At 72.3% G+C, this 22,082-nt stretch carries 18 protein-coding genes; 15 read left to right on the forward strand and 3 right to left on the reverse strand.

Features of this window, described 5'->3' with window-relative positions; all coding sequences use genetic code 11:
- Window positions 1–124: 124 nt before the first annotated feature.
- Window positions 125–1,873, reverse strand: coding sequence for a dolichyl-phosphate-mannose--protein mannosyltransferase (locus tag ACIQMV_RS29815; protein ID WP_402596387.1), 1,749 nt, complete (start codon window positions 1,871–1,873; stop codon window positions 125–127).
- A gap of 97 nt (window positions 1,874–1,970) precedes the next feature.
- Here ACIQMV_RS29815 and rsmI point away from each other — a divergent pair, with 97 nt between their 5' ends.
- The 14 genes from rsmI (at window position 1,971) to ACIQMV_RS29885 (ending at window position 19,978) form a co-directional block, all read left to right on the forward strand.
- Window positions 1,971–2,819 carry a 16S rRNA (cytidine(1402)-2'-O)-methyltransferase gene (rsmI, locus tag ACIQMV_RS29820; protein WP_141360362.1) on the forward strand — a complete coding sequence of 283 codons (849 nt, stop codon included), beginning with the start codon at window positions 1,971–1,973 and terminating at the stop codon, window positions 2,817–2,819.
- Window positions 2,820–3,057: 238 nt separating this feature from the next.
- The gene (locus ACIQMV_RS29825) at window positions 3,058–3,510 is read left to right on the forward strand and encodes a hypothetical protein (protein ID WP_402596388.1); all 453 of its coding nucleotides are present in this window, start codon (window positions 3,058–3,060) and stop codon (window positions 3,508–3,510) included.
- Window positions 3,511–3,569: 59 nt separating this feature from the next.
- Window positions 3,570–4,448: a TatD family hydrolase gene (locus ACIQMV_RS29830; RefSeq protein WP_402596389.1), complete on the forward strand. Its 879-nt coding sequence runs from the start codon at window positions 3,570–3,572 to the stop codon at window positions 4,446–4,448.
- 488 nt (window positions 4,449–4,936) lie between these two features.
- Entirely contained in the window at window positions 4,937–6,250 is a 1,314-nt protein-coding gene (locus ACIQMV_RS29835; RefSeq protein WP_402596436.1) for a ubiquitin-like domain-containing protein, read from the forward strand.
- 166 nt (window positions 6,251–6,416) lie between these two features.
- Window positions 6,417–7,286 (forward strand): 16S rRNA (adenine(1518)-N(6)/adenine(1519)-N(6))-dimethyltransferase RsmA, encoded by an 870-nt coding sequence (gene rsmA, locus ACIQMV_RS29840; RefSeq protein ID WP_141360365.1) that lies wholly within the window; start codon window positions 6,417–6,419, stop codon window positions 7,284–7,286.
- The gene (locus ACIQMV_RS29845) at window positions 7,283–8,176 is read left to right on the forward strand and encodes a 4-(cytidine 5'-diphospho)-2-C-methyl-D-erythritol kinase (protein ID WP_402596390.1); all 894 of its coding nucleotides are present in this window, start codon (window positions 7,283–7,285) and stop codon (window positions 8,174–8,176) included. Before rsmA ends, ACIQMV_RS29845 begins: the two co-directional genes overlap by 4 nt.
- Before the next feature lie 135 nt (window positions 8,177–8,311).
- Window positions 8,312–10,126 (forward strand): ABC-F family ATP-binding cassette domain-containing protein, encoded by a 1,815-nt coding sequence (locus ACIQMV_RS29850; protein WP_402596391.1) that lies wholly within the window; start codon window positions 8,312–8,314, stop codon window positions 10,124–10,126.
- Window positions 10,127–10,394: 268 nt separating this feature from the next.
- Window positions 10,395–12,299 (forward strand): PQQ-binding-like beta-propeller repeat protein, encoded by a 1,905-nt coding sequence (locus ACIQMV_RS29855; RefSeq protein ID WP_402596392.1) that lies wholly within the window; start codon window positions 10,395–10,397, stop codon window positions 12,297–12,299.
- 102 nt (window positions 12,300–12,401) lie between these two features.
- Window positions 12,402–14,219 carry a PQQ-binding-like beta-propeller repeat protein gene (locus tag ACIQMV_RS29860; RefSeq protein ID WP_402596393.1) on the forward strand — a complete coding sequence of 606 codons (1,818 nt, stop codon included), beginning with the start codon at window positions 12,402–12,404 and terminating at the stop codon, window positions 14,217–14,219.
- 261 nt (window positions 14,220–14,480) lie between these two features.
- On the forward strand, window positions 14,481–15,152 hold the full coding sequence (locus ACIQMV_RS29865; RefSeq protein ID WP_402596394.1) for a LuxR C-terminal-related transcriptional regulator: 672 nt from the start codon (window positions 14,481–14,483) through the stop codon (window positions 15,150–15,152).
- 495 nt (window positions 15,153–15,647) lie between these two features.
- The gene (galT, locus tag ACIQMV_RS29870) at window positions 15,648–16,709 is read left to right on the forward strand and encodes a galactose-1-phosphate uridylyltransferase (RefSeq protein WP_402596395.1); all 1,062 of its coding nucleotides are present in this window, start codon (window positions 15,648–15,650) and stop codon (window positions 16,707–16,709) included.
- Entirely contained in the window at window positions 16,706–17,674 is a 969-nt protein-coding gene (gene galE, locus ACIQMV_RS29875; protein ID WP_402596396.1) for a UDP-glucose 4-epimerase GalE, read from the forward strand. The genes galT and galE overlap by 4 nt, the downstream gene beginning before the upstream one ends.
- Window positions 17,675–18,829, forward strand: coding sequence for a galactokinase (galK, locus tag ACIQMV_RS29880; RefSeq protein WP_402596397.1), 1,155 nt, complete (start codon window positions 17,675–17,677; stop codon window positions 18,827–18,829).
- A gap of 522 nt (window positions 18,830–19,351) precedes the next feature.
- On the forward strand, window positions 19,352–19,978 hold the full coding sequence (locus ACIQMV_RS29885) for a Uma2 family endonuclease (protein WP_402596398.1): 627 nt from the start codon (window positions 19,352–19,354) through the stop codon (window positions 19,976–19,978).
- A gap of 14 nt (window positions 19,979–19,992) precedes the next feature.
- On the opposite strand, the gene ACIQMV_RS29890 is transcribed toward ACIQMV_RS29885, so the two are convergent.
- Window positions 19,993–20,436: a GNAT family N-acetyltransferase gene (locus ACIQMV_RS29890; RefSeq protein WP_402596399.1), complete on the reverse strand. Its 444-nt coding sequence runs from the start codon at window positions 20,434–20,436 to the stop codon at window positions 19,993–19,995.
- 274 nt (window positions 20,437–20,710) lie between these two features.
- On the opposite strand from ACIQMV_RS29890, the gene ACIQMV_RS29895 reads away from it, so the two are divergent.
- Window positions 20,711–21,484: a LuxR C-terminal-related transcriptional regulator gene (locus tag ACIQMV_RS29895; protein ID WP_402596400.1), complete on the forward strand. Its 774-nt coding sequence runs from the start codon at window positions 20,711–20,713 to the stop codon at window positions 21,482–21,484.
- Between the two features lie 12 nt (window positions 21,485–21,496).
- On the opposite strand, the gene tamR is transcribed toward ACIQMV_RS29895, so the two are convergent.
- The gene (gene tamR / locus ACIQMV_RS29900; protein WP_141360378.1) at window positions 21,497–21,994 is read right to left on the reverse strand and encodes a MarR family transcriptional regulator TamR; all 498 of its coding nucleotides are present in this window, start codon (window positions 21,992–21,994) and stop codon (window positions 21,497–21,499) included.
- Window positions 21,995–22,082 lie beyond the last annotated feature (88 nt).

The raw sequence follows: 22,082 nt of genomic DNA on the forward strand, positions 1-22,082 counted from the left end.
GCGCGGGCGGCGGGGCGGCGCGTCTCGGGGGCCGGGCGGGGGGGGGTGGGTGTCCCAAACCAACCACAACCACCCCCGGGGGGGGGGCCCCCCCCGCCCCCCCCCTCCTGGTGTGTCTGCCCAGCTAGACCCAGGTGTCCAGCCACATCCGCGACCGCCACGAGTCGATGGGAATCGACGTGCCCGTGTACAGCGGCCAGAAGTAGACGAAGTTCCAGGCGATCAGCAGGAACAGGACGCCCGCGCCGGTGGCGCCCGCGACGCGGCGGGTCTCCGAGGAGCCGGGCGGGCCCACGAGCGCGCCGATCAGCATCGCCACCGCCAGGCACAGGAAGGGGAGGAAGACGATGGCGTAGAAGAAGAAGATCGTGCGCTCCTGGTACATGAACCAGGGCAGGTAGCCCGCGGCGGCGCCGCAGGCGATGGCGCCCGCGCGCCAGTCGCGGCGGAAGAACCAGCGCCACAGGACGTACACCAGCGCGGCGCAGGCCGCCCACCACAGCATCGGCGTGCCGATGGCGAGGACCTCGCGGGCGCACTTGCCGGCGGCGTCCGTGGGACAGCCCGCCGTGCCGGGGGAGGGCGACTCGTAGAAGTACGACACCGGGCGGCCGTCGACGATCCAGCTCCACGGGTTGGACTGGTAGTTGTGCGGCGAGGACAGACCGACGTGGAACTTGTAGACCTCGTGCTCGTAGTGCCACAGGCTGCGCAACCAGTCCGGCAGGAAGGTGAAACCGCCGCCCTTGCCGTCGGTCGTGGCCCAGTCGCGGAAGTAGCCGCCGCTGCCGTCGGCGGGGGAGCGGATCCAGCCGATCCAGGAGACGAGGTAGACGGCTATCGCGACCGGGACCGTGGCCAGGAACGTGATGCCGGTGTCCCGCTTCAGCACGGCCGTGTACGGGTGCCAGGCGCCGGCCACCTTGCGGGCGCCCACGTCCCACAGGACGGCCATCACGCAGAACGCGGCCAGGATGTACAGGCCGTTCCACTTGGTGCCGAACGCCAGGCCCAGCATGAGGCCGGCCGCCCAGCGCCATGGGCGCAGGCCGAGGCGGGTCGTCCCGGCCGTGTGCGCGTCGGGCCGCACCCGCCCGTCGGCGTCGGCCGGGAGCGCGGCGGCGAGTTTCTCCCGGGCCCGGTCGCGGTCGATCAGCAGGCAGCCGAAGGCGGCCAGCACGAAGAACATCAGCACGCCGTCCAGCAGCGCGGTCCGGCTCATCACGAAGTGCAGGCCGTCCACCGCCATCAGCGCGCCCGCCAGGCAGCCGAGGAAGGTGGAGCGGAACAGCCGCCGGCCGATCCGGCACAGCATCAGCACCGACAGCGTGCCGAGCAGGGCCGTCATGAAGCGCCAGCCGAACGGGTTGAACCCGAAGAGCAGCTCGCCGAGGCCGATCACGTACTTGCCGACCGGGGGGTGCACGACATAGGCCGCGTCCGAGGGGATCGGGATGTGCCCGCCGGTCTTGAGGATCAGGTCGTTGGCGTTCTTGTCCCAGTTGACCTCGAAGCCGCGGTGGACGAGCGCCCACGCGTCCTTGGCGTAGTACGTCTCGTCGAATATCACCGCCTTCGGGCTGCCCAGGTTCCAGAACCGCAGCACGCCCGCCACCAGCGTGACCAGCAACGGGCCGCCCCAGCCCGACCAGCGGACGATCCGGTCGGCGAGGGTCCGCGGGATGCCGAGGGCCGCCCACAGGCGCTCCCCGGGCCGCGCATACGGCGGCACCAGACGGTCGACGACGCCACTGCCGCCGCTCGCGGGCCCCGCGGAGTGGCCGAAGCGGTGCAGGCGCTGCTGCCACGTCGGCCGCTGGTCGTGCGGGGCCGGGCCCTGCCGGGTGTCCGTGTGGGACGCGGTACTGGTCACCGCGCCATCGTAGGGAACCGTTCTGTGTGAGTCCCGCGCATGGCCGGTACCGGCCGGGACGCGTCCGCCCGCGACGGCACTTGAGAGGATGGGGTGCGTGACTGGAATCCTTGTTTTGGCGGGCACTCCCATCGGCGACGTCCAGGACGCGCCGCCCCGGCTCGCGGAGGAACTGGCCGGCGCGGACGTGGTCGCCGCCGAAGACACCCGGCGGCTGCGCCGGCTCACCCAGGCGCTCGGCGTCACCCCCAAGGGGCGCGTCGTGTCGTACTTCGAGGGCAACGAGTCCGCCCGCACCCCGGAACTGGTCGAGGAACTGCTCGGCGGGGCGCGTGTGCTGCTGGTGACGGACGCGGGCATGCCGTCCGTCTCCGACCCGGGCTACCGGCTGGTCGCGGCCGCCGTGGAGCAGGACGTCCGGGTGACGGCCGTACCGGGCCCGTCCGCCGTGCTCACCGCGCTGGCGCTGTCCGGGCTGCCGGTCGACCGGTTCTGTTTCGAGGGATTCCTGCCGCGCAAGGCGGGCGAGCGGCTGACCCGGCTGCGGGAGGTCGCGGACGAGCGGCGCACGCTGGTCTACTTCGAGGCCCCGCACCGGCTCGACGACACGCTCGCGGCGATGGCCGAGGTGTTCGGCGCCGAGCGGCGGGGCGCCGTGTGCCGGGAGCTGACCAAGACCTACGAGGAGGTGCGGCGCGGCGGGCTCGGGGAACTGGCCGCGTGGGCCGCCGAGGGCGTGCGCGGCGAGATCACCGTCGTGGTCGAGGGGGCGCCCGAGAAGGGACCCGAGGAGATCGGCCCCGAGGAACTGGTGCGGCGGGTGCGGGTGCGCGAGGAGGCCGGGGAACGCCGCAAGGAGGCCATCGCGGCGGTCGCGGCCGAGGCCGGGGTGCCCAAGCGGGAGGTGTTCGACGCGGTGGTCGCCGCCAAGCGCGCGGGGGCGTGAGACCTCGCTCACACCCGCTCTGAGCAGGGCGCATCTCTCATGAGCGGCCGCCCCATGGGGTGGCAAAGAGCCGTCCGGGAAGGCAAAGGGACTTCGGCCGCGGGAGGGACCCTTTGGCAAGCGGGGCCCAAAACGCCTCCAACACTCCCCAGGCCTTGTGCGCCGCCGACGGCGGAGGAGTTCACTGGACGACGGGACGGCAACCGTCCCCTTTGTCCAGCGGACACGAGGAGCTGGCGTGAGCGACATCACAGGGCGGCGGTACGGCCACCGCGGTGCGGCCATGGCCGTCGTCAACGAGTCCTACTCCTTCGCCTGCATGAGGTGCGGGCACGGATGGGAGCAGTCGTACGAGATAGAGCACTACACGGACGGCGAGGGCAACGAGTGCGTGCGGTACGTGGCGGACGGCGGCGTCGTGCCGTCCCCGCTGAGCCGGCCGCGTTGCCAGAACTGCGACGGGCACGTCGTCCGGATCATGATGGCCGGCCGGGTGTCGTCCGCGCAGAGCCATCTGCACCGGCACGAGGAACGCCGGAACCATCCGGTGCCACCCGTGGCGAACCGGGTCGGGACGTCCCCGTCGGGGGAGGAGGCGGCGGACCGCGCGCAGGGCACCCGCACCGGCCACGGCGACCACCACTGGCATCTGTCGGACCTGCTGCACCCCTTCCACCGCAAGGCGGGCTGAGCGCCGCCTCACGACGAGCGGTGGACGATGAGGACCCGCCCCTTCCGTAGGATCGGGGCATGCCTTCGAACGCCGACAAGAACGCGGCGCCCCCGCTTCCGGAGCCGCTCCGGATACCGGTCGCCGACTCCCACACCCACCTCGACATGCAGTCCGGCACGGTCGAGGAAGGCCTGGCCAAGGCCGCGTCGGTGGGCGTGACGACGGTCGTCCAGGTCGGCTGCGACCTCAACGGCTCGCGGTGGGCCGCCGAGACGGCCGCGGCGTACGACAGTGTCCACGCGACGGTCGCCCTGCACCCGAACGAGGCTCCGCGCATCGTCCACGGCGACCCCGACGGCTGGTCGCGGCAGGGCGCGCGCGAGCCGGGCGGGGACACCGGGCTCGACGAGGCCCTGGCCGAGATCGACCGGCTGGCCGCGCTGCCCCAGGTCAAGGGCGTCGGGGAGACCGGACTCGACTACTTCCGCACCGGCCCCGAGGGCAAGGCGGCGCAGGAGCGTTCCTTCCGCGCCCATATCGAGATCGCCAAGCGGCACGGCAAGGCCCTCGTCATCCATGACCGGGACGCGCACGCCGACGTCCTGCGCGTCCTCAAGGAGGAGGGCGCCCCCGAGCGGACGGTGTTCCACTGCTACTCGGGCGACGCGGAGATGGCCGAGGTGTGCGCCCGCGCCGGCTACTACATGTCCTTCGCCGGCAACGTCACCTTCAAGAACGCCCAGAACCTGCGGGACGCCCTCGCCGTCGCCCCGCTGGAGCTGGTCCTGGTGGAGACCGACGCGCCCTTCCTGACCCCGGCGCCGTACCGCGGACGGCCCAACGCCCCGTACCTCGTTCCGGTCACGGTGCGTGCGATGGCCGCCGTGCGCGGCATCGACGAGGACACCCTGGCGACGGCACTGGCGGTCAACACGGCCCGCGCTTTCGGCTACTGAGCGCATCCGGAGCGCTTTGGAGAGTGACGGGCGCTCCGCTAGGTTCTGGCCGCGTGAGCAATCTGCGGTACGAGGCGTACGAGACGTACGGCGCATACGAGACCTACGAGGCGTATGAGTCCTACGGGCCGTACAACCCGTACGAGCAGTACGGCGGCGCGTACGAGCAGTACAACAACCCGTATCAGCAGGACAACGCGGACCAGCAGGGCAACGCGTACCGGCAGTACGGCAGCCCGTACGAGCGGGACAACCCCTACTGGGAGTACGGCAGCCCGTACGAGCGGGACAACCCCTACCGGCAGTACGGCAGCCCGTACGAGCGGGACAACCCCTACTGGGAGTACGGCAGCCCGTACGAGCAGGACAACCCCTACCGGCAGTACGGCAGCCCGTACGAGCAGGACAGCCCTTACCGGCAGTACGGCAGCCCGTACCAGCAGGACAGCTCGTACGAGCAGTACGAGCACACCGCCCTCCACCACGACGTGCACACCGCGCAGACGCTGCCGTACGGGGCCCACGGGTCGCCGTACGCGGACACGTACGGGCCCGCCTACGAGGCCCTCCGCCGGTCCGCAGCCCACGAGCCCACCCAGCCGGTACTGCCCCGCCAGACCCGCCACGCCGAGAGCACTACGGCGAGCGGCGCGGGGAGCGGCACGCACCGGGGAGCGCGGCGGCGCAGGGCGCGGTATACGGAGCGGCCCGAGGCGTGCGTGCGCCGGCTGCTGCCCCGCGCGCTGGTCGTCGCGTTCCTGGCGGGCGGGACCACCGCGTTCGTCGCCGAGGACAAGGCGATCGAGCTCAGCGTCGACGGCGGCGAGCGCAGCCTGCACACCTTCGCCGACGACGTCTCCGGCCTGCTGGCCGACGAAGGTGTGCGGCTCGGGCCGCACGACGTGGTGCTGCCCGCCCCCGAGGCCGCGCTCACCAGCGGCGACGAGATCACCGTCCGCCACGGGCGGCCGGTCCGGCTGACGCTCGACGGACACCGCCGCGAGGTGTGGACGACGGCGCGCACGGTCGAGGAGGCGCTCAGGGAGCTGGGCGTGCGAGCGGAGGGGGCGTATCTGTCGGCCGCGCGCTCGCAGCCCATCGGACGTGCCGGACTCGCGCTCGACGTGCGCACCGAGCGTTCGGTGACCGTCATGGCGGACGGCCGCGCCCGCACCGTCCGCACCAACGCGGCGACCGTGCGGGACGTGGTGGAGCAGGCCGGGATCACCCTGCGGGGCCAGGACACCATCTCCGTGGCGCCGGGCAGCTTCCCCCGCGACGGGCAGACGGTCACCGTGCTGCGGATCACCGGGAGCCGGGAGGCGCGCGAAGAGCTCATCCCGTTCGCCGTGCGGCGCACCGCCGACCCGACCCTGCTCAGGGGGACGGAGGTCGTCGAGCGGGTCGGACAGCCGGGAGTGCGCAGGGTCGAGTACTCCGTGCGCACGGTCAACGGCGTGCGGCAGCGGCCGTGGCGCGTGGAGTCGGAGGTAGTGCGCGCGCCGCGGACGCAGGTCGTGAAGGTCGGTACCAAGGCCCACCCGCCGTCGGTACGGGGCGCCGACCACCTCGACTGGCAGGGGCTCGCGCAGTGCGAGTCCGGCGGCCGGGCGGACGCCGTGGACACCTCGGGCACGTACGGCGGCCTGTACCAGTTCGACGAAGACACCTGGCACGGCCTCGGCGGCCGGGGCCGCCCCCAGGACGCGCCGGCGGTGGAGCAGACCTACCGCGCGAAGAAGCTGTACGTGAGCCGGGGGGCGAGCCCCTGGCCCCACTGCGGCGACCGGCTCCGAGGCTAGTGGCGGGCGGGGCCGCGGGCGGGCCGTCCCCCGCGCGCCGGCCTCCGCTTCGGGCGGCTGCGGGCCGTCCCCCGCGCGCCGGCCTCCGCTTCGGGCGGCCGCGGGCCGGACCCGGCTCCGGGCGGCCGTGGCAATCACGCCACCCGCGCCCCCGTACCCTTGTGCCGTGAGCAGCCCCGCCCCCGACGCCCTCCTGGGTCCCGCCGACATCCGCGAACTGGCGGCAGCACTCGGCGTACGCCCCACCAAGCAACGCGGCCAGAACTTCGTGATCGACGCGAACACCGTCCGCCGCATCGTCCGCACCGCCGACGTCCACCCCGAGGACGTGGTCGTCGAGGTCGGCCCGGGGCTCGGCTCCCTCACCCTCGCCCTGCTGGAGGCCGCCGACCGGGTCACCGCCGTGGAGATCGACGACGTACTCGCCGCGGCGCTGCCCGCGACCGTCGCCGCCCGCATGCCGGAGCGCGCCGGCCGTTTCGCGCTGGTCCACTCCGACGCGATGCACGTCACCGAGCTGCCGGGCCCCGCGCCCACCGCCCTGGTCGCGAACCTCCCCTACAACGTGGCCGTGCCCGTCCTGCTGCACATGCTCGACACCTTCCCGAGCATCGAGCGCACCCTCGTGATGGTGCAGGCGGAGGTCGCCGACCGGCTCGCCGCGGCGCCCGGCTCGAAGGTGTACGGCGTGCCGTCCGTGAAGGCGAACTGGTACGCCGAGGTCAAACGGGCCGGGGCCATCGGCCGCAATGTCTTCTGGCCCGCGCCGAACGTCGACAGCGGACTGGTGTCCCTGGTCCGGCGCACGGAACCGGTCGCGACCACCGCCACCAAGCGCGAGGTCTTCGCCGTCGTCGACGCGGCCTTCGCCCAGCGCCGCAAGACCCTGCGGGCCGCGCTCGCCGGGTGGGCCGGGTCGGCCGCGGCGGCGGAGGCGGCCCTGGTCGCCGCCGGGGTCTCCCCGCAGGCGCGGGGCGAGTCGCTGACGGTGGAGGAGTTCGCACGGATCGCCGAGCACAAGGAGACCGGTAAGTGAGCGTCACCGTACGCGTCCCGGCGAAGGTCAACGTCCAGCTCGCGGTCGGCGCCGCCCGTCCCGACGGCTTCCACGACCTGGCGAACGTCTTCCTCGCGGTCGGTATGTACGACGAGGTCACGGTCACCGAGGCCGACGAGCTGCGCGTGACCTGCGCGGGCCACGACGCCGGTCAGGTCCCCCTGGACCGTACGAACCTCGCCGCCCGCGCCGCCCTCGTCCTCGCCGAACGCCACGGCCGCAGCCCCGACGTGCACATCCACATCGCCAAGGACATCCCGGTCGCCGGGGGCATGGCGGGCGGCAGCGCGGACGGCGCGGGCGCGCTGCTGGCCTGTGACGCGCTGTGGGGCACCAACGCCTCCCGCGACGAACTCCTCGACATCTGCGCCAAGTTGGGCAGCGACGTGCCGTTCAGTCTGGTCGGTGGGGCGGCGCTGGGCACCGGGCGCGGGGAGAAGCTGCGCCCGCTGGAGGTCGGCGGCACCTTCCACTGGGTGTTCGCGCTGGCCGACGGAGGGCTGTCCACACCGGCGGTGTTCCGCGAGTTCGACCGGCTGAACGAGGGCGTCCGGATCCCGGAGCCGACCGCCTCCGAGGACCTGCTGGCCGCGCTGGAGAAGGGGGACACCGCCGCCCTCGCCGCCGCGCTCTCCAACGATCTCCAGCCCGCCGCGCTCTCCCTGCGCCCGTCCCTCGCGGACACCCTCGCGGCCGGCCGCGAGGCGGGGGCCCTGGCGGGCCTGGTGTCGGGGTCGGGGCCGACGACGGCGTTCCTGGCAGCCGATGCGGAGGCGGCGACTGCGGTGGCTCAGGCCCTGCTCGCGTCGGGGACCTGCCGAGCTGCCCGGGCCGCCGAGTCGCCGACGGCCGGGGCGACAGTGGTCTGAGAAACTCTGTTTCTCCACCGCAGCCGCCGTCTCCCGATCACGTCATCACGAAGAGTGACGGCAGCGTGACGTTCCAGCCCTTTCCTCCAAGGCCCTACGCTAGAAAGCTGACCGACCCCCGCGCACAGGAGTGAAATGGCCGTCAACCTGGTCAATGTCGAGAACGTCAGCAAGGTGTACGGCACACGCGCCCTGCTCGACGGTGTCTCGCTCGGTGTGTCCGAAGGGGACCGGATCGGGGTCGTCGGGCGCAACGGTGACGGCAAGACCACGCTGATCCGGATGCTGGCCAGGCTGGAGGGAGCCGACACCGGACGAGTCACGCACTCCGGCGGACTGCGGCTCGGGGTGCTCACGCAGCACGACTCCCTCGACCCGGAGGCCACCGTCCGCCACGAGGTCATCGGGGACATGGCCGACCACGAGTGGGCGGGCAACGCCAAGGTCAGGGATGTCCTGACCGGACTGTTCGGCGGGCTCGACCTGCCGGGCTTCCCCAAGGGCCTCGACACCGTCATCGGACCGCTGTCCGGCGGCGAGCGGCGGCGGATCGCGCTGGCCAAGCTGCTCATCGAGGAGCAGGACCTGCTCGTCCTGGACGAGCCCACCAACCATCTCGACGTCGAGGGCATCTCCTGGCTGGCCCGGCACCTGCGCGAGCGCCGCTCCGCGCTGGTGTGCGTCACCCACGACCGGTGGTTCCTGGACCAGGTCTGCACCCGCATGTGGGACGTGCAGCGCGGGGCGGTGTACGAGTACGAGGGCGGCTACTCCGACTACGTCTTCGCCCGCGCCGAACGCGAGCGCATCGCCGCCTCCGAGGAGGTCAAGCGGCAGAACCTGATCCGCAAGGAACTGGCCTGGCTGCGGCGCGGCGCCCCCGCCCGCACCTCCAAGCCGCGCTTCCGCGTGGAGGCCGCCAACGAGCTGATCAAGGACGTGCCGCCGCCGCGGGACAGCAGCGAGCTGATGAAGTTCGCCTCCTCCCGGCTGGGCAGGACCGTCCTCGACCTCGAGGACGTCACCGTGCAGGCCGGGCCCAAGGTGCTGCTCAAGCACGTCACCTGGCATCTCGGGCCGGGCGACCGGATCGGTCTCGTCGGCGTCAACGGCGCCGGGAAGACCTCCTTGCTGCGGGCCATGGCGGACGCCGTCCGCACCGAGGGCGAGGCACAGCCCGTCGGCGGGCGGATCGCCGTCGGGAAGACCGTGAAGCTCGCCTACCTCTCCCAGGAGGTCGCCGAACTCGACCCGGACTGGCGGGTCCTTGAGGCCGTGCAGCAGGTGCGCGAGCGCGTCGACCTCGGCAAGGGGCGGGAGATGACCGCCGGGCAGCTGTGCGAGACGTTCGGCTTCGGCAAGGAGAAGCAGTGGACGCCGGTGGGCGACCTGTCCGGCGGTGAGCGGCGGCGGCTGCAACTGCTGCGCCTGCTCATGGACGAGCCCAATGTGCTCTTCCTCGACGAGCCCACCAACGACCTCGACATCGAGACCCTCACCCAGCTCGAGGACGTCCTCGACGGCTGGCCCGGCTCGATGATCGTCATCTCCCACGACCGCTTCTTCGTCGAGCGCACCACCGACACGGTGTACGCGCTCCTCGGCGACGGCGCGCTGCGGATGCTGCCGCGCGGCATCGACGAGTACCTGGAGCGGCGGCAGCGGATGGAACAGCAGGCCGCGGCCGCCGCCCCGGTCCCGTCGGCCGTCGCCGAGCAGGCCGCGCCCGAGCGGAGCGCCGCCGAACTGCGCGCCGCGAAGAAGGAACTGCAGAAGATCGAGCGGCAGTTGGACCGGATCTCCGAGAAGGAGTCCACGCTGCACACGCGGATCGCCGAGCACGCCACCGAGTTCGCGAAGGTCGCCGAACTCGACGCCGAGCTGCGCGCGTTGGCGGGGGAGCGGGAGGAACTGGAGATGCGCTGGCTCGAACTCGCCGAGGACGCGTAGCGCTGCGGGAGGTCCCGTCGGGGGCGGGCGCACGCGCCGTGTGAACGCGGCGTGGCGGTTTTCTGGAGGAAAGTCCCCCGGGCCCGCCACGCATAACGGGCGCGTCACGGGCCGGTCCTCCCTTGGGAACAGGGGCCGACGCGGCCCGGTGACGGGCGGGTTGCGAGTGATAGGAATGAGCCGTCCGGGGACTTTCCCGGACGGCTCTGGGTTCTTCGGGTACCTCAGGGCGTGGCTAAAAAGCAGTGATTGAGGGGGAAGCGCGCTGATGTCTCAGCCGCCCAGCCAGCCGCCCCAGGGCGGCTTCGGAGCACCGCAGGATCAGCCGCAGCAGCCGCAGGACCAGCCGCCGCAGTCCGGCGGCTTCGGGCCGCCGCAGACCCCACCGGCGCAGGGCGGTTTCGGAGCTCCCCAGGACCCGTCGGCGCAGGGCGGTTTCGGAGCTCCCCAGGACCCGCGCCAGGCCACGCCCCCGCCCCCGGCCCAGCCGCCGCAGGCCCCGCCGCCCCCGCCCGCCGGACCGCCGCAGCCCGGCTACGGCTACCCGCAGCAGCCCGGGCCCTACGCCCAGCCCGGCCCCTATGGCGCGGCCGCCGCACCCGGCCCCTACGGCGCGCCCGCCGCACCCGGCCCGTACGGGCAGCCGCAGCAGCCGGGGCCGTACGGGCAGCAGCCCGGCTACGGCTACCCGCAGCAGCCGCACTTCGCGGGCGCGCCCGGCACCCCGCCCCCCGGCGGCACCGGCAGCCCGTTCAAGGGCAGGACCATGGCCATCATCGGCGCCGCGGTGGCCGCCGTGCTCGTCGCCGGTGTCACCGTCTGGGCCGTCAGCGGCGACGACGGCGACAAGAAGCCGGTCGCCGACGCGAGCGGCGACGCGAAGCCCTCGAACTCCGCCGCCTCCGACGCCCCGGTCAACCCCGGTGACGGCAGCGGCGACGGCAAGGGGGAGGCGGAGGACCTCAACGCGGGCCGCAAGTCCGGCGAGGCCAGGGTGCTCTGGTACAAGGAGGCGCCCGCCGCGCCCGGTGGCGGCGCCGAGGCCCCCGGTATGTGGATCACCGGCAAGACGGCGGTGAAGGCGGCGTACAAGCAGGTCTTCGCCTACAACGTCGGTGACGGCAGGCCCACCTGGGAACCGATCACGTTCCCGGAGAAGATCTGCGCGGTGACACCGCGGAAGACGGCCGACGACAAGGTGGTCGTGGCCTACATGAGCGGCAGCAGCGACCGCGCCAAGTGCAACCAGCTCCAGCAGATCGACCTGAACACCGGCGCGAAGGGCTGGACCATCAAGGTCGAGGACGGCGAGCTGTTCGACAGCACGCTCACCATCGAGATGACCGTGGCCGGCAAGACGCTGATGGTGGGCCGCTCGCAGTCGGGCACGGCGTACGACGTCGACAGCGGCAAGAAGCTCTTCGACAAGCGGCGCTACGGCCAGGCCTGCTTCCCCGGCGCCTTCGCGGGTGGTTCCCGGCTGATCTCCGTGGCGTCCTGCGGGGCCGGCGGTTCGAACGAGCACGACGAGGTGCAGGAGCTCGACCCCGCGACCGGCGCGGTCAGGTGGACCAAGAAGATCCCCAAGGACTGGTCGGTCGAGCGTGTCTACTCCGTCGACCCGGTGGTCGTGTACTCGGTGGACAAGGACAAGAAGCACTGGAACATCTCGACGCTGAGCGGCGGCGCCATCCGTTCCCAGGTGGACACCAAGTCGAACTTCAACGCCCAGTGCGGCTGGGCCATCCTCGCCCGTAACCTCCAGGGCTGCCAGGCCGTCGCCTCCGACGCCGACACCCTCTACCTGCCCACCGACGTCACCACCGGCGCCAACGAGATCGTCGCCCTCAACCTCGCCACCGGCAAGGAGAAGTGGCGCGTGAAGTCCCCGACGGACTCCTCGATGATGCCGCTCAAGGTGGAGAACGGGCAGCTCATCGTGTACGTCGAGCCGTCGTACGACGCGGGCGGCCAGATCGTGTCCGTGGCGACGGCGGGCTCGGCCCACACTCCGGTCAAGCTGCTCCAGAACCCGGAGGGCACCGCGTCGATCGAGAACGGCTTCTACTCGCGGGCCGTCGACTGGGTCGACGGACGCTTCTACCTCTCCACCACCCGGCTGCGCGGAAAGGCCGACGCGAAGGAGAAGCTGATGCTCGCCTACGGCAAGTGAGCCCGGCCGGTCGCGCCACGCGCGGCCGGCGTCGCACGCCGTTCCGGCCACCCGGCTTCCCCGTCGTCCCGTCCCCTCCGCTTCCCCCGAGGTGCACCCGTCATGTCCCAGCCGCCCCCGCCGCCCAACCAGCCGCCGCAGCCCGGCGGCTTCGGCCCGCCGCGGGACCAGCAGCCGCAGCAGCCCGCACCACCTCCGCAGACGCCGCCCGCGGGCGGTCCGGACTTCGCCAAGTCCCCTCAGCCGGCGCCGGGTTACGGCTACCCGCAGGCACCGCAGGGCGCCCCGCAGACGCCGCCGCCCCCGGCCGGACCGCCGCAGCCCCAGTCCGGCTACGGCTACCCGGGCCTGCAGCCGAACCCCTACGCCCAGCCCCCCGCCGCGCAGCCGAACCCCTACGGCGCCCAGCAGCCCGGGTACGGCTATCCCGGCCAGCCGCCGACCGTGCCGGCGCAGCCGCAGGCCGGACAGCCGGGGGGCGGCCGGAAGATCAACGCCCAGGTGGTGATGATCGTCTCGACCGTCGTCGTGATCGCGCTGATCATCGGCACCGGCATCTGGTACTCGAACAGGTCCGACGGCGGCAAGCAGGACACCGCCAGTTCCAGCGGTGGCACCGGCGGCAAGGAAGACGACGGGAAGTCCGCCTCCGGCGGCACGGAGAAGGCGCCGTCCGACCCGGCCGCCAAGGTCCTCTACCAGGTGCCGATGCCCGAGGTGAGCGACCTGGTCACCACCACCGGGTCCTGGCTCACGGACAAGGCGTACGTCAAGAGCGGCGTCGCCGAGATCGTCGGCTACGACCGGGACAAGGGCACCAGGCTGTGGACGATCGAGCTGCCCGGCCCGGTGTGCGAGGCCAGCAAGCACGCCACCCCGGACGGCAGGACGGCGATCGTCCACGAGCCGGCCATGCCGACCAAGGACAAGCCCACGCACGGCTGCAGCCAGGTCGCGGCGATCGACCTCGACGCCGGCAAGAAGCTGTGGACGCAGACCGTCAAGTCCGGTGACCAGGCCATCAGGCTCGACAACGTCACCGTCAGCGGCGGCACGGTCGCCGTGGGCGGCACCAGCGGCGGCGCCGCCTTCGACATCGCGGACGGCAAGGCCCTGTGGGCCCCGAAGGCGGCCGACACCTGCTACGACGCCGGGTACGGCGGTGGCGCGAAGCTGGTCGCGGTGCGCAAGTGCGGCCAGTACGGGCAGCGTCAGCTGCACATCCAGACGATCGACCCGAAGTCCGGCAAGGTGATCTCGGAGTACAAGATGTCGCAGGGCATCGAGTACGCCGCGATCGTCTCGACCGATCCGCTCGTCGTGGCCGCCGATGTCGGCCAGAGCGCGGGCGACGGCAGCGGCATCTCGGACTTCTTCTCCATCGACAACGGGACCGGCAAGCTGCGCGCCCACATCTCGGCGCCCGGCGACACCTACGCGGCCCGCTGCGACGGCATCAGCAGGGTCGAGGACTGCCGGGGCCTCGCGGTCGGCAACGACCGGCTGTACGTGCCCACCGAGGACCACGACGGCAGCGAAGAGTTCCGCAAGACCAACGAGGTCGTCGCGTTCGACCTCGGTACCGGCAAGCAGACCGGCCAGCGAGCCGACGCGGGCGACGGCTACCACATCTACCCGCTGCGCATGGACGGCGCCGACGTCATCGCGTACAAGAGCCCGCCCTACGACAAGGGCGGCCAGATCGTCAGCATCGACGGCGGCAGCTTCAAGCAGACCAAGCTGCTGGAGAACCCGGCCTCGCGGGACGTGCGCGACGCGGAGACCTCCATGTCCCCGGACCGCGCGGAGTTCCTCTACTCCCAGGGTCACCTCTACATGTCGTCGATCTACGCCCGCAAGGCGTCGTCCTCGTCCCTCGGCAAGGACTACCTGGCGCTGGCCTTCGGAGCGGGCGGCTGATCCGCCGCACGGCCGGAACGAGACGGCCCCGCCCCCGACCGGGGGCGGGGCCGTGCGCGTACCACTCAACGCCCCCGCATGACCCTCGAAATGAGTTTTGAATGCGAGGAATGCGAAAAGTCCGCCGATCCGTGGGTACTTCTCGCCGGTAGGGGCAGCGCGACGTCGAACAAGCGTGTAGCTTCCGGGGGCATGACGGGCGGGCGTGCCGGGGGGCCGCCGTCCGGGGCTGTGGACATCCTTGGGGGGACTGGGGGCTCGATGGGAGTGCGGCTCATGGTGGTCGACGACCACCGGCTACTGGCCGAGGCACTGGCCTCGGCGCTGAAGCTGCGCGGACACCGCGTGCTCGCCGCCGCGGCGCCGGCCGCGGGCGCGGCGGACCTGGTGATCAGCCGCGCTCCGGAGGTGTGCCTGCTGGGCACGGCGGCACCGGCCGAGCCCGGCATCTTCGACCCGGTGGTGAAGATCAAGCGGGAGCGTCCGCAGGTCGCGGTGGTTGTGCTCGGCCCGGTTCCGTCCCCGCGCGGCATCGCGGCCGCCTTCGCGGCGGGGGCCTCGGGGTACGTACGCCACGACGAGCGCATCGAGGGCGTCGAGCGGGCGATCATCAAGGCGAGGGCGGGCGAGGCCGCCGTCGCCCCCCAGCTCCTCCACGGCGCCTTCGGCGAGTTGCTGAACCCCGCCGCCCCGCCGGACGACGAGGGCCAGCGTCTGCTGCGGATGCTCACCCCGCGCGAGGTGGAGGTCCTGGTCCGGGTCGCCGAGGGCGAGGACACCCGCCTGATCGCGGCCGGCATGGGCATCGCCCCCAGCACGGCCCGGACCCACGTCCAACGGGTCCTGATGAAGCTCGGGGTGGGCTCGCGGCTGGAGGCGGCGGCCCTGGCCGCCCGCACCGGCCTGCTGGACCGCGCGGGCCCGCTGCCGTAACCCCGTCGTCCGGCCCGGCTCTCCCGCGCCGGACGGGGGCGCCCGGGTCACCTGCTCTCTTGCGAGGAGGCCCGCCGTTCAGACCGGGTAGGAATCGCCTCGTGTGACGGCGGCGCGGAGTGCCGCCGCATCCGGATTCCAGGGCGCGGAGCGCCCTGACGGCCTGCCCGGTGGAGCCGGTCGAACTCGAACGCGTGTGCCTGGCGTTCGCTGATCGGGGTGATCGCATCGGAAGAGGGGTGCGACTGTTCGGGTGTCGGGTGCAGATGTGGGGGTTTGCGTGGAACTCACTTCGTCGCGCGAACTGGTTCAGCGGGAACCTGCCCCTCCGTGTTCAGTGATTGAACGCTTTTGTTGATGGGCTTTGTTCGATCGTGATCTGAAAAGGGCTGGTGAGTTGTGGCGTGTTATGTTTGATTGTGTTGGGGTGGTCGGGTGCTGACGGGGTGTGGGCTCGCGGACCGGCGGCCCGGGGACCAGTAGGGAGTTCCGGTAGTGAAGAAGACCTCGACCCGGCTGGCCGACGGTCGCGAGCTCGTCTACTACGACCTGCGGGACGACACCGTGCGCGACGCGGTGGACCGGCGCCCGCTGGAGCCGACGGTCACCACGTCGGAGGTGCGCCGGGACGTGCTGCTCGGCGACGCGGTCGCCGTCGCCTCCCACCGCCAGGGCCGCACCTACCACCCGCTGGCGGACGAGTGCCCTCTGTGCCCCTCCACGGGCGACCGCCTGAGCGAGATCCCCGACTCCTCCTACGACGTGGTGGTCTTCGAGAACCGCTTCCCCTCGCTGACCGGCGACCTCGGCCGCTGCGAGGTCGTCTGCTTCACCTCGGACCACGACGCCTCGTTCGCCGGCCTGAGCGAGCGGCAGGCCCGGCTGGTCCTGGACGCGTGGACGGACCGCACCGCGGAGCTGTCCCGACTGCCTTCCGTGGAGCAGGTGTTCTGCTTCGAGAACCGCGGATCCGAGATCGGCGTGACGCTGGGGCACCCGCACGGCCAGATCTACGCCTACCCCTTCACCACCCCGCGCACCGCGCTGATGCTGCGCTCACTGGCGGCGCACCAGGAGGCCACCGGCGGGGAGAACCTCTTCGACGCGGTCCTGGAGCGCGAACTGGCCGGCGAGCGGGTGGTCGTCGAGGGCGACCACTGGGTGGCCTTCGTGCCGTACGCGGCGCACTGGCCCTACGAGGTCCACCTGTACCCCCGGCGCCGGGTCCCCGACCTGCTCGGACTCGACGAGGCGGCGCGCGCGGAGTTCCCCGGGATCTATCTGGACCTGTTGCGGCGCTTCGACCGGCTCTTCGGCGAGGGCGCCCCGCCGACGCCGTACATCGCGGCCTGGCACCAGGCCCCGTTCGGCGTGCCGGCCGGGTCCGGCGGTGTCACGCGCGACGACTTCGCGCTCCACCTCGAGCTTTTCACCATCCGCCGCACTACCGGCAAGCTGAAGTTCCTCGCGGGTTCCGAGTCCGGCATGAACGTGTTCATCAACGACGTCCCGCCGGAGCGTGCGGCCGAGCGACTGCGGGAGGTGGCGGGTTCATGAGCGGGAAGTACCTGGTGACGGGTGGCGCGGGCTACGTCGGCAGCGTGGTCGCCCAGCACCTGCTGGAGGCCGGTCACGAGGTCGTCGTGCTCGACAACCTGTCCACCGGCTTCCGTGAGGGCGTGCCCGCGGGCGCCTCCTTCGTCGAGGGCGACATCCGGGACGCCGCCGAGTGGCTGGACCCCTCCTTCGCCGCAGTGCTGCACTTCGCCGCCTTCTCCCAGGTGGGCGAGTCGGTGGTGAAGCCGGAGAAGTACTGGGAGAACAACGTCGGCGGCACGATGGCCCTGCTCACCGCGATGCGCGAGGCCGGCGTACGCACGCTGGTCTTCTCCTCCACGGCGGCGACCTACGGCGAACCGGAGCGGGTCCCGATCGTCGAGACGGTCCCGACCCGGCCCACCAACCCCTACGGTGCCTCCAAGCTCGCCGTCGACCACATGATCGCCGGCGAGGCGGCGGCCCACGGCCTGGGCGCGGTCTCGCTGCGCTACTTCAACGTGGCCGGCGCGCACGGCGCGTACGGCGAACGCCACGACCCCGAGTCGCACCTGATTCCCCTGGTCCTCCAGGTCGCCCAGGGCAGGCGGGAGGCGATCTCCGTCTACGGCGACGACTACCCGACCCCGGACGGCACCTGCGTCCGCGACTACATCCACGTGGCGGACCTCGCCGAGGCCCATCTGCTGGCCCTGGACGCCGCCCGGCCCGGCGAGCACCTGGTGTGCAACCTCGGCAACGGCAACGGTTTCTCCGTCCGCGAGGTCGTCGAGACCGTCCGGCGGGTCACCGGCCACCCCGTCCCGGAGGTCGTGGCCCCGCGCCGGGCCGGCGATCCCGCGGTCCTGGTCGCCTCGGCGGCGGCCGCCCGCGAAAAGCTCGGCTGGAACCCGTCCCGCACGGATCTCGCGGGTATCGTCGCGGATGCCTGGGAGTTCGCGCAGCACATCGCAAGGGAGCGGTAAGTGGGGGCACTTGAGGTCCGGGAAGGCTTCACCGAGCTGTACGGCGCCGAGCCGGAGGGGGTCTGGGCGGCGCCGGGCCGCGTCAACCTGATCGGCGAGCACACCGACTACAATGACGGCTTCGTGATGCCCTTCGCGCTGCCGCACGTCACGACCGCCGCGGTCGCGCGCCGCGACGACGGCGTCCTGCGGCTGCACTCGGCCGATGTGCCGGGGCCGCCGGTGGAACTGCGGGTCGACGACCTGGCCCCGGAGTCCGACCGGAACTGGACCGGCTACCCGGCGGGCGTGGTCTGGGCCCTGCGCGAGGCGGGCCACGAGGTGACCGGCGCGGACGTCCACCTGGCGTCGACGGTCCCCACGGGCGCCGGCCTGTCCTCCTCCGCGGCCCTGGAGGTCGTGGTCGCCCTGGCCCTGAACGACCTCTACGCCCTTGGCCTGAAGGGCTGGCAACTGGCCCGCCTGTGCCAGCGCGCCGAGAACGTCTACGTCGGCGCCCCCACCGGCATCATGGACCAGACCGCCTCGGCCTGCTGCGAGTCGGGCCACGCCCTGTTCCTGGACACCCGCGACCTGTCCCAGCGTCAGATCCCCTTCGACCTGGCTTCCGAGGGCCTGTGCCTGCTGGTCGTCGACACCCGCGTCCAGCACGCCCACAGCGGCGGCGAGTACGGCAGGCGCCGCGCGGGCTGCGAGAAGGGCGCGGCCCTGCTGGGCGTGGACGCCCTGCGCGACATCCCCTACGACGGCCTGGACGCGGCGCTGGCCGGCCTGGCCGGCGAGGAGGAGGTGGCCCGGCTGGTCCGTCATGTCGTCACGGAGGACGAGCGGGCGGAACGGGTGGTGTCCCTCCTGGAGTCGGGCGACATCCGGTCGATCGGCCCGATCCTGACCGAGGGCCATGCCTCCCTGCGCGACGACTTCCGGGTCTCCTGCCCGGAGTTGGACCTGGTCGTCGACGCGGCCCTCGCCTCCGGCGCCCTCGGCGCCAGGATGACGGGCGGCGGCTTCGGCGGCTCGGCGATCGTCCTGACCGACACCTCCGACGTTCCCGCCCTCACCAAGGCAATGGAAGAGGCCTTCACCAAGGCGGCCCACACGATCCCACGCGTCTTCGAGGCGGTGCCTTCAGCGGGCGCCCGACGGCTGGCCTGACACCCGCGGCCGGATCTGTGCGCGCGGGCGGGCACACAGATCCGGCACGCTGATCAACAGCGGCCGAGGGCAGCCCGGACGGGCTGTCGGCGGCAACCGCTACGAATGTCGGCATGACCGACGACAGGATCATCCCTAGGATCCGAGAGCAGGATGCGGCTGGCGAACTGCCGCTACCTGCGCCACCCGAGGCCGTGCGCGCTGCAGCGCACTCTGGTCACCGTCGGTGTGACCGATACGGGCATGGGCCCCACTCCTTTCCCCGCGTCCATGCCCTCGCCGGAGAGCGAACACGGACGCAGGCTGCTCATCACCGACGCGCTGGCCGCCCGGTGGGGAACCCACCGGACGAGGAGTGGTCTGACGGTCTGGGCCGAAATCGCCACCGGGCCACGGGCGTCCGGGTGCTGACCCAGCCGACTGCCCCCGCCGAGTCACCCCACCGGTCGGATCGTCACCCTTTGTGATGACGTTCATCGATCGCGGCGGTTACCGTGGACGCGCAGGCCGAAGATGCCGCCCATGGGAGGAATCATGACCGCCGAGCCCACTGCCGAGCCGACCGCTGAGCCCGGCTGCCGCTGGCCGGTGCCGCCCCGGGACGGATACACCGTGGACGACCTGTTCACGTTGCCCGACCTCCCGCCGCACACCGAGCTGATCGACGGGAGCCTGATCTTCGTGAGTCCGCAGCGGTATTTCCACAGCATCGCGATCGACCTTCTGGTGACCGGCCTGCGCCGCACGACTCCCGCGAAGATGAAGATCGTCCGGGAGATGACGGTCGTGCTGGACCGTCGTAACGGACCGGAGCCGGACCTGTCGGTGGTCCGCGCGGAGGCGGTCACCGGCAGGGAGCAGACCCGCTTCCCCGTCGCCGATGTCCTGCTGGCCGTCGAGGTCGTCTCCCCGGACTCCGAGGCCCGGGACCACGACACCAAGCCGCACAAGTACGCCGCCGCGGGCATCCCGCACTTCTGGCTGGTCGAGATGAGCGGCTCCGATCATCACCCCGTGGTCCGCACCTACGAACTCGATCCGCTGACCAAGACGTACGCCCTGACGGGCACCCACCGCGACCGGCTCAAGCTCGACGTGCCCTACGACATCGACATCGACATCAGCACGGAGGCGCTCGACGCGCTCTGAGGGCCGCCGTCCGCTCAGGGCAGCGGTTTGATCATGGTGTACTCGGTGATCCCCGGCGGATAGTCGGGGATCGCGCAGACGACCTTGTAGCCGTGCCTGCGGTAGAAGTCCGGGGCCTGGAAGTCCCAGGTCTCCAGGCGGGCGGCGACGCAGGCGCGTTCGCGGTGGGCGATGCGCTCGGCGCGGGTCAGCAGGCGGGAGCCGAGGCCCGTGCCGCGGTGGGGGTCGTCGACCCAGAGGTGGGTCACATGCAGCCAGGTCGCCCAGGTGTGGCCCACCAGTCCGCCCGCCAGATCGCCGGAGTCGTCCAACGCCCAGAGATGGATGGGGACTTCCCGGACGGCGGGCGTTTTGCGCAGGGCGTCGATGAGCGGGGAGGCCGCCGTGTTCGTGTCGCGGAGGCGGGAGCGGAGCAGATCGTGCCGCGCTTTGTCGACTTCTGCCTCAATACGAAACATGCGGCACACCCTAAACGCGTCTGCCGGTCAGTTCTGCGAATTGCCTTCCCCTCCCGGCCGCCGGCCGTACCCTGATGAGCGGCACCGGTGGGGGCCGGTGCTGGTCAGGGGGGCGAGAGGGTTCGGGCAGGACACCGGGGCGGGGTGGCGGTCCGGTACGGCGAGGGCCGTACGACCGTGCTCGGCCCCGGGCGTCGGGTCCGTGCCGCTCGGCGTTCTCCGGCGATGGGAGACTCCCCTGCTCCGACCAGGAGCGCGGGGAAGGGGGTTTTCAGTGGTTCGTGTCCGAGTCCTGGTCGTCGACGACCACCGCATCTTCGCCGAGTCGCTCGCCGCCGCCCTGGCCGCCGAGCCCGACGTCGAGGTGTCCGCGGCCGGCTCCGGTCCGGCGGCACTGCGCTGCCTGGAGCGGGCGGCCGCCGACGGCCGCCGTTTCGACGTCGTGCTCGTCGACGCCGACCTCGGCGGCACCGTCCCCGGGGCCCGGCCCGCCGCCCCGGTGCGGGAGGGTGACGAGGACGGACTGGTGGACGGGATATCCCTGGTCGCGGGGGTGCGGGGGGCCCAGCCGGGGGTGCGGACCGTCGTACTCGCCGAGAAGGACGACCCGCGCCGCGCCGCGCTCGCCCTCCAGGCCGGTGCCTGCGGCTGGGTCGCCAAGGACTGCTCGCTGTCCCGGCTGCTCACCGTCATCCGCGGAGTCCTGCGCGACGAGACCCATCTGCCGCCCGCCCTGCTCACCGGTGTGCTGCGGGAGCTGACCGCCGCGCGCAAGCACCGCACCGAGAGCGAGCGCCTCGTGGAGTCGCTGACCCCGCGCGAGCGGGAGGTGCTGCGCTGCATGGTCGCGGGGCTGGGCCGCAAGGCCGTCGCCGAGCGGCTGTTCCTGTCCCCGCACACCGTGCGCACCCATATGCAGAACGTCCTGGGCAAGCTCGGCGTGCACTCCACGCTGGCCGCCGTGGCACTGGCCCGCCGGGCCGGGGTGGGGCCGGCCGACCTGGCGCCCGCCGGGCGGATCGGGGTGGAGGAAAGCAGCAGCGCCTGACCCGGCGCCCCCTCAGCCGGGGATGTTGTCGAACGGGGCGGTCAACTGGCGGAGCAGGCCGGCCAGTTCGGCGCGCTGTGCGGTCGACAGCTCGGCCAGCAGCGCGCGCTCCTGGTCCAGGAGTCCGGCCAGGGACCGGTCGGCGCGGTCCCGGCCCTCGTCCGTCAGGCGGACCAGCACCCCGCGCCGGTCGCTGGGGTCGGGGAGTCGCTCCACCAGGCCCTTCTTGGCCAGCCGGTCGATGCGGTTCGTCATCGTGCCCGAGGTGACCAGTGTCTGGGTCAGCAGCTGCCCGGGGGAGAGCTGGTAGGGCGAGCCCGCGCGCCTGAGCGCCGTCAGGACGTCGAACTCCCAGGGCTCCAGACTGTGCTCGGAGAAGGCGAGCCGGCGTGCGCGGTCCAGGTGCCTGGCCAGCCTGCTCACCCGGCTGAGCACCTCGAGCGGTTCCACGTCGAGGTCCGGGCGCTCCCGGCGCCACGCTGCGACCAGCCGATCGACCTCGTCCTCCATGACGATCAGTGTAGTGGTTGTGTCGACGTGAAGTCTCTTGGTGTCGAGTCTCTTGACGTCGAGATAATTGCCGGGGGAGAGTGGTGAA

It is taken from the genome of Streptomyces sp. NPDC091412 (genome assembly GCF_044756885.1).
In the GTDB taxonomy this organism is placed as follows: Bacteria; Actinomycetota; Actinomycetes; order Streptomycetales; family Streptomycetaceae; genus Streptomyces.

Bases quoted from the DNA above. Each gene is read 5' to 3' on its own strand.
- ACIQMV_RS29830 (WP_402596389.1), top strand. From the start codon at position 3,570: ATGCCTTCGAACGCCGACAAGAACGCGGCGCCCCCGCTTCCGGAGCCG.
- ACIQMV_RS29850 (WP_402596391.1), top strand. From the start codon at position 8,312: ATGGCCGTCAACCTGGTCAATGTCGAGAACGTCAGCAAGGTGTACGGC.
- ACIQMV_RS29855 (WP_402596392.1), top strand. From the start codon at position 10,395: ATGTCTCAGCCGCCCAGCCAGCCGCCCCAGGGCGGCTTCGGAGCACCG.
- ACIQMV_RS29860 (WP_402596393.1), top strand. From the start codon at position 12,402: ATGTCCCAGCCGCCCCCGCCGCCCAACCAGCCGCCGCAGCCCGGCGGC.
- ACIQMV_RS29865 (WP_402596394.1), top strand. From the start codon at position 14,481: ATGGGAGTGCGGCTCATGGTGGTCGACGACCACCGGCTACTGGCCGAG.
- galE (WP_402596396.1), top strand. From the start codon at position 16,706: ATGAGCGGGAAGTACCTGGTGACGGGTGGCGCGGGCTACGTCGGCAGC.
- ACIQMV_RS29885 (WP_402596398.1), top strand. From the start codon at position 19,352: ATGGGAGGAATCATGACCGCCGAGCCCACTGCCGAGCCGACCGCTGAG.
- ACIQMV_RS29890 (WP_402596399.1), bottom strand. From the start codon at position 20,436: ATGTTTCGTATTGAGGCAGAAGTCGACAAAGCGCGGCACGATCTGCTC.
- tamR (WP_141360378.1), bottom strand. From the start codon at position 21,994: ATGGAGGACGAGGTCGATCGGCTGGTCGCAGCGTGGCGCCGGGAGCGC.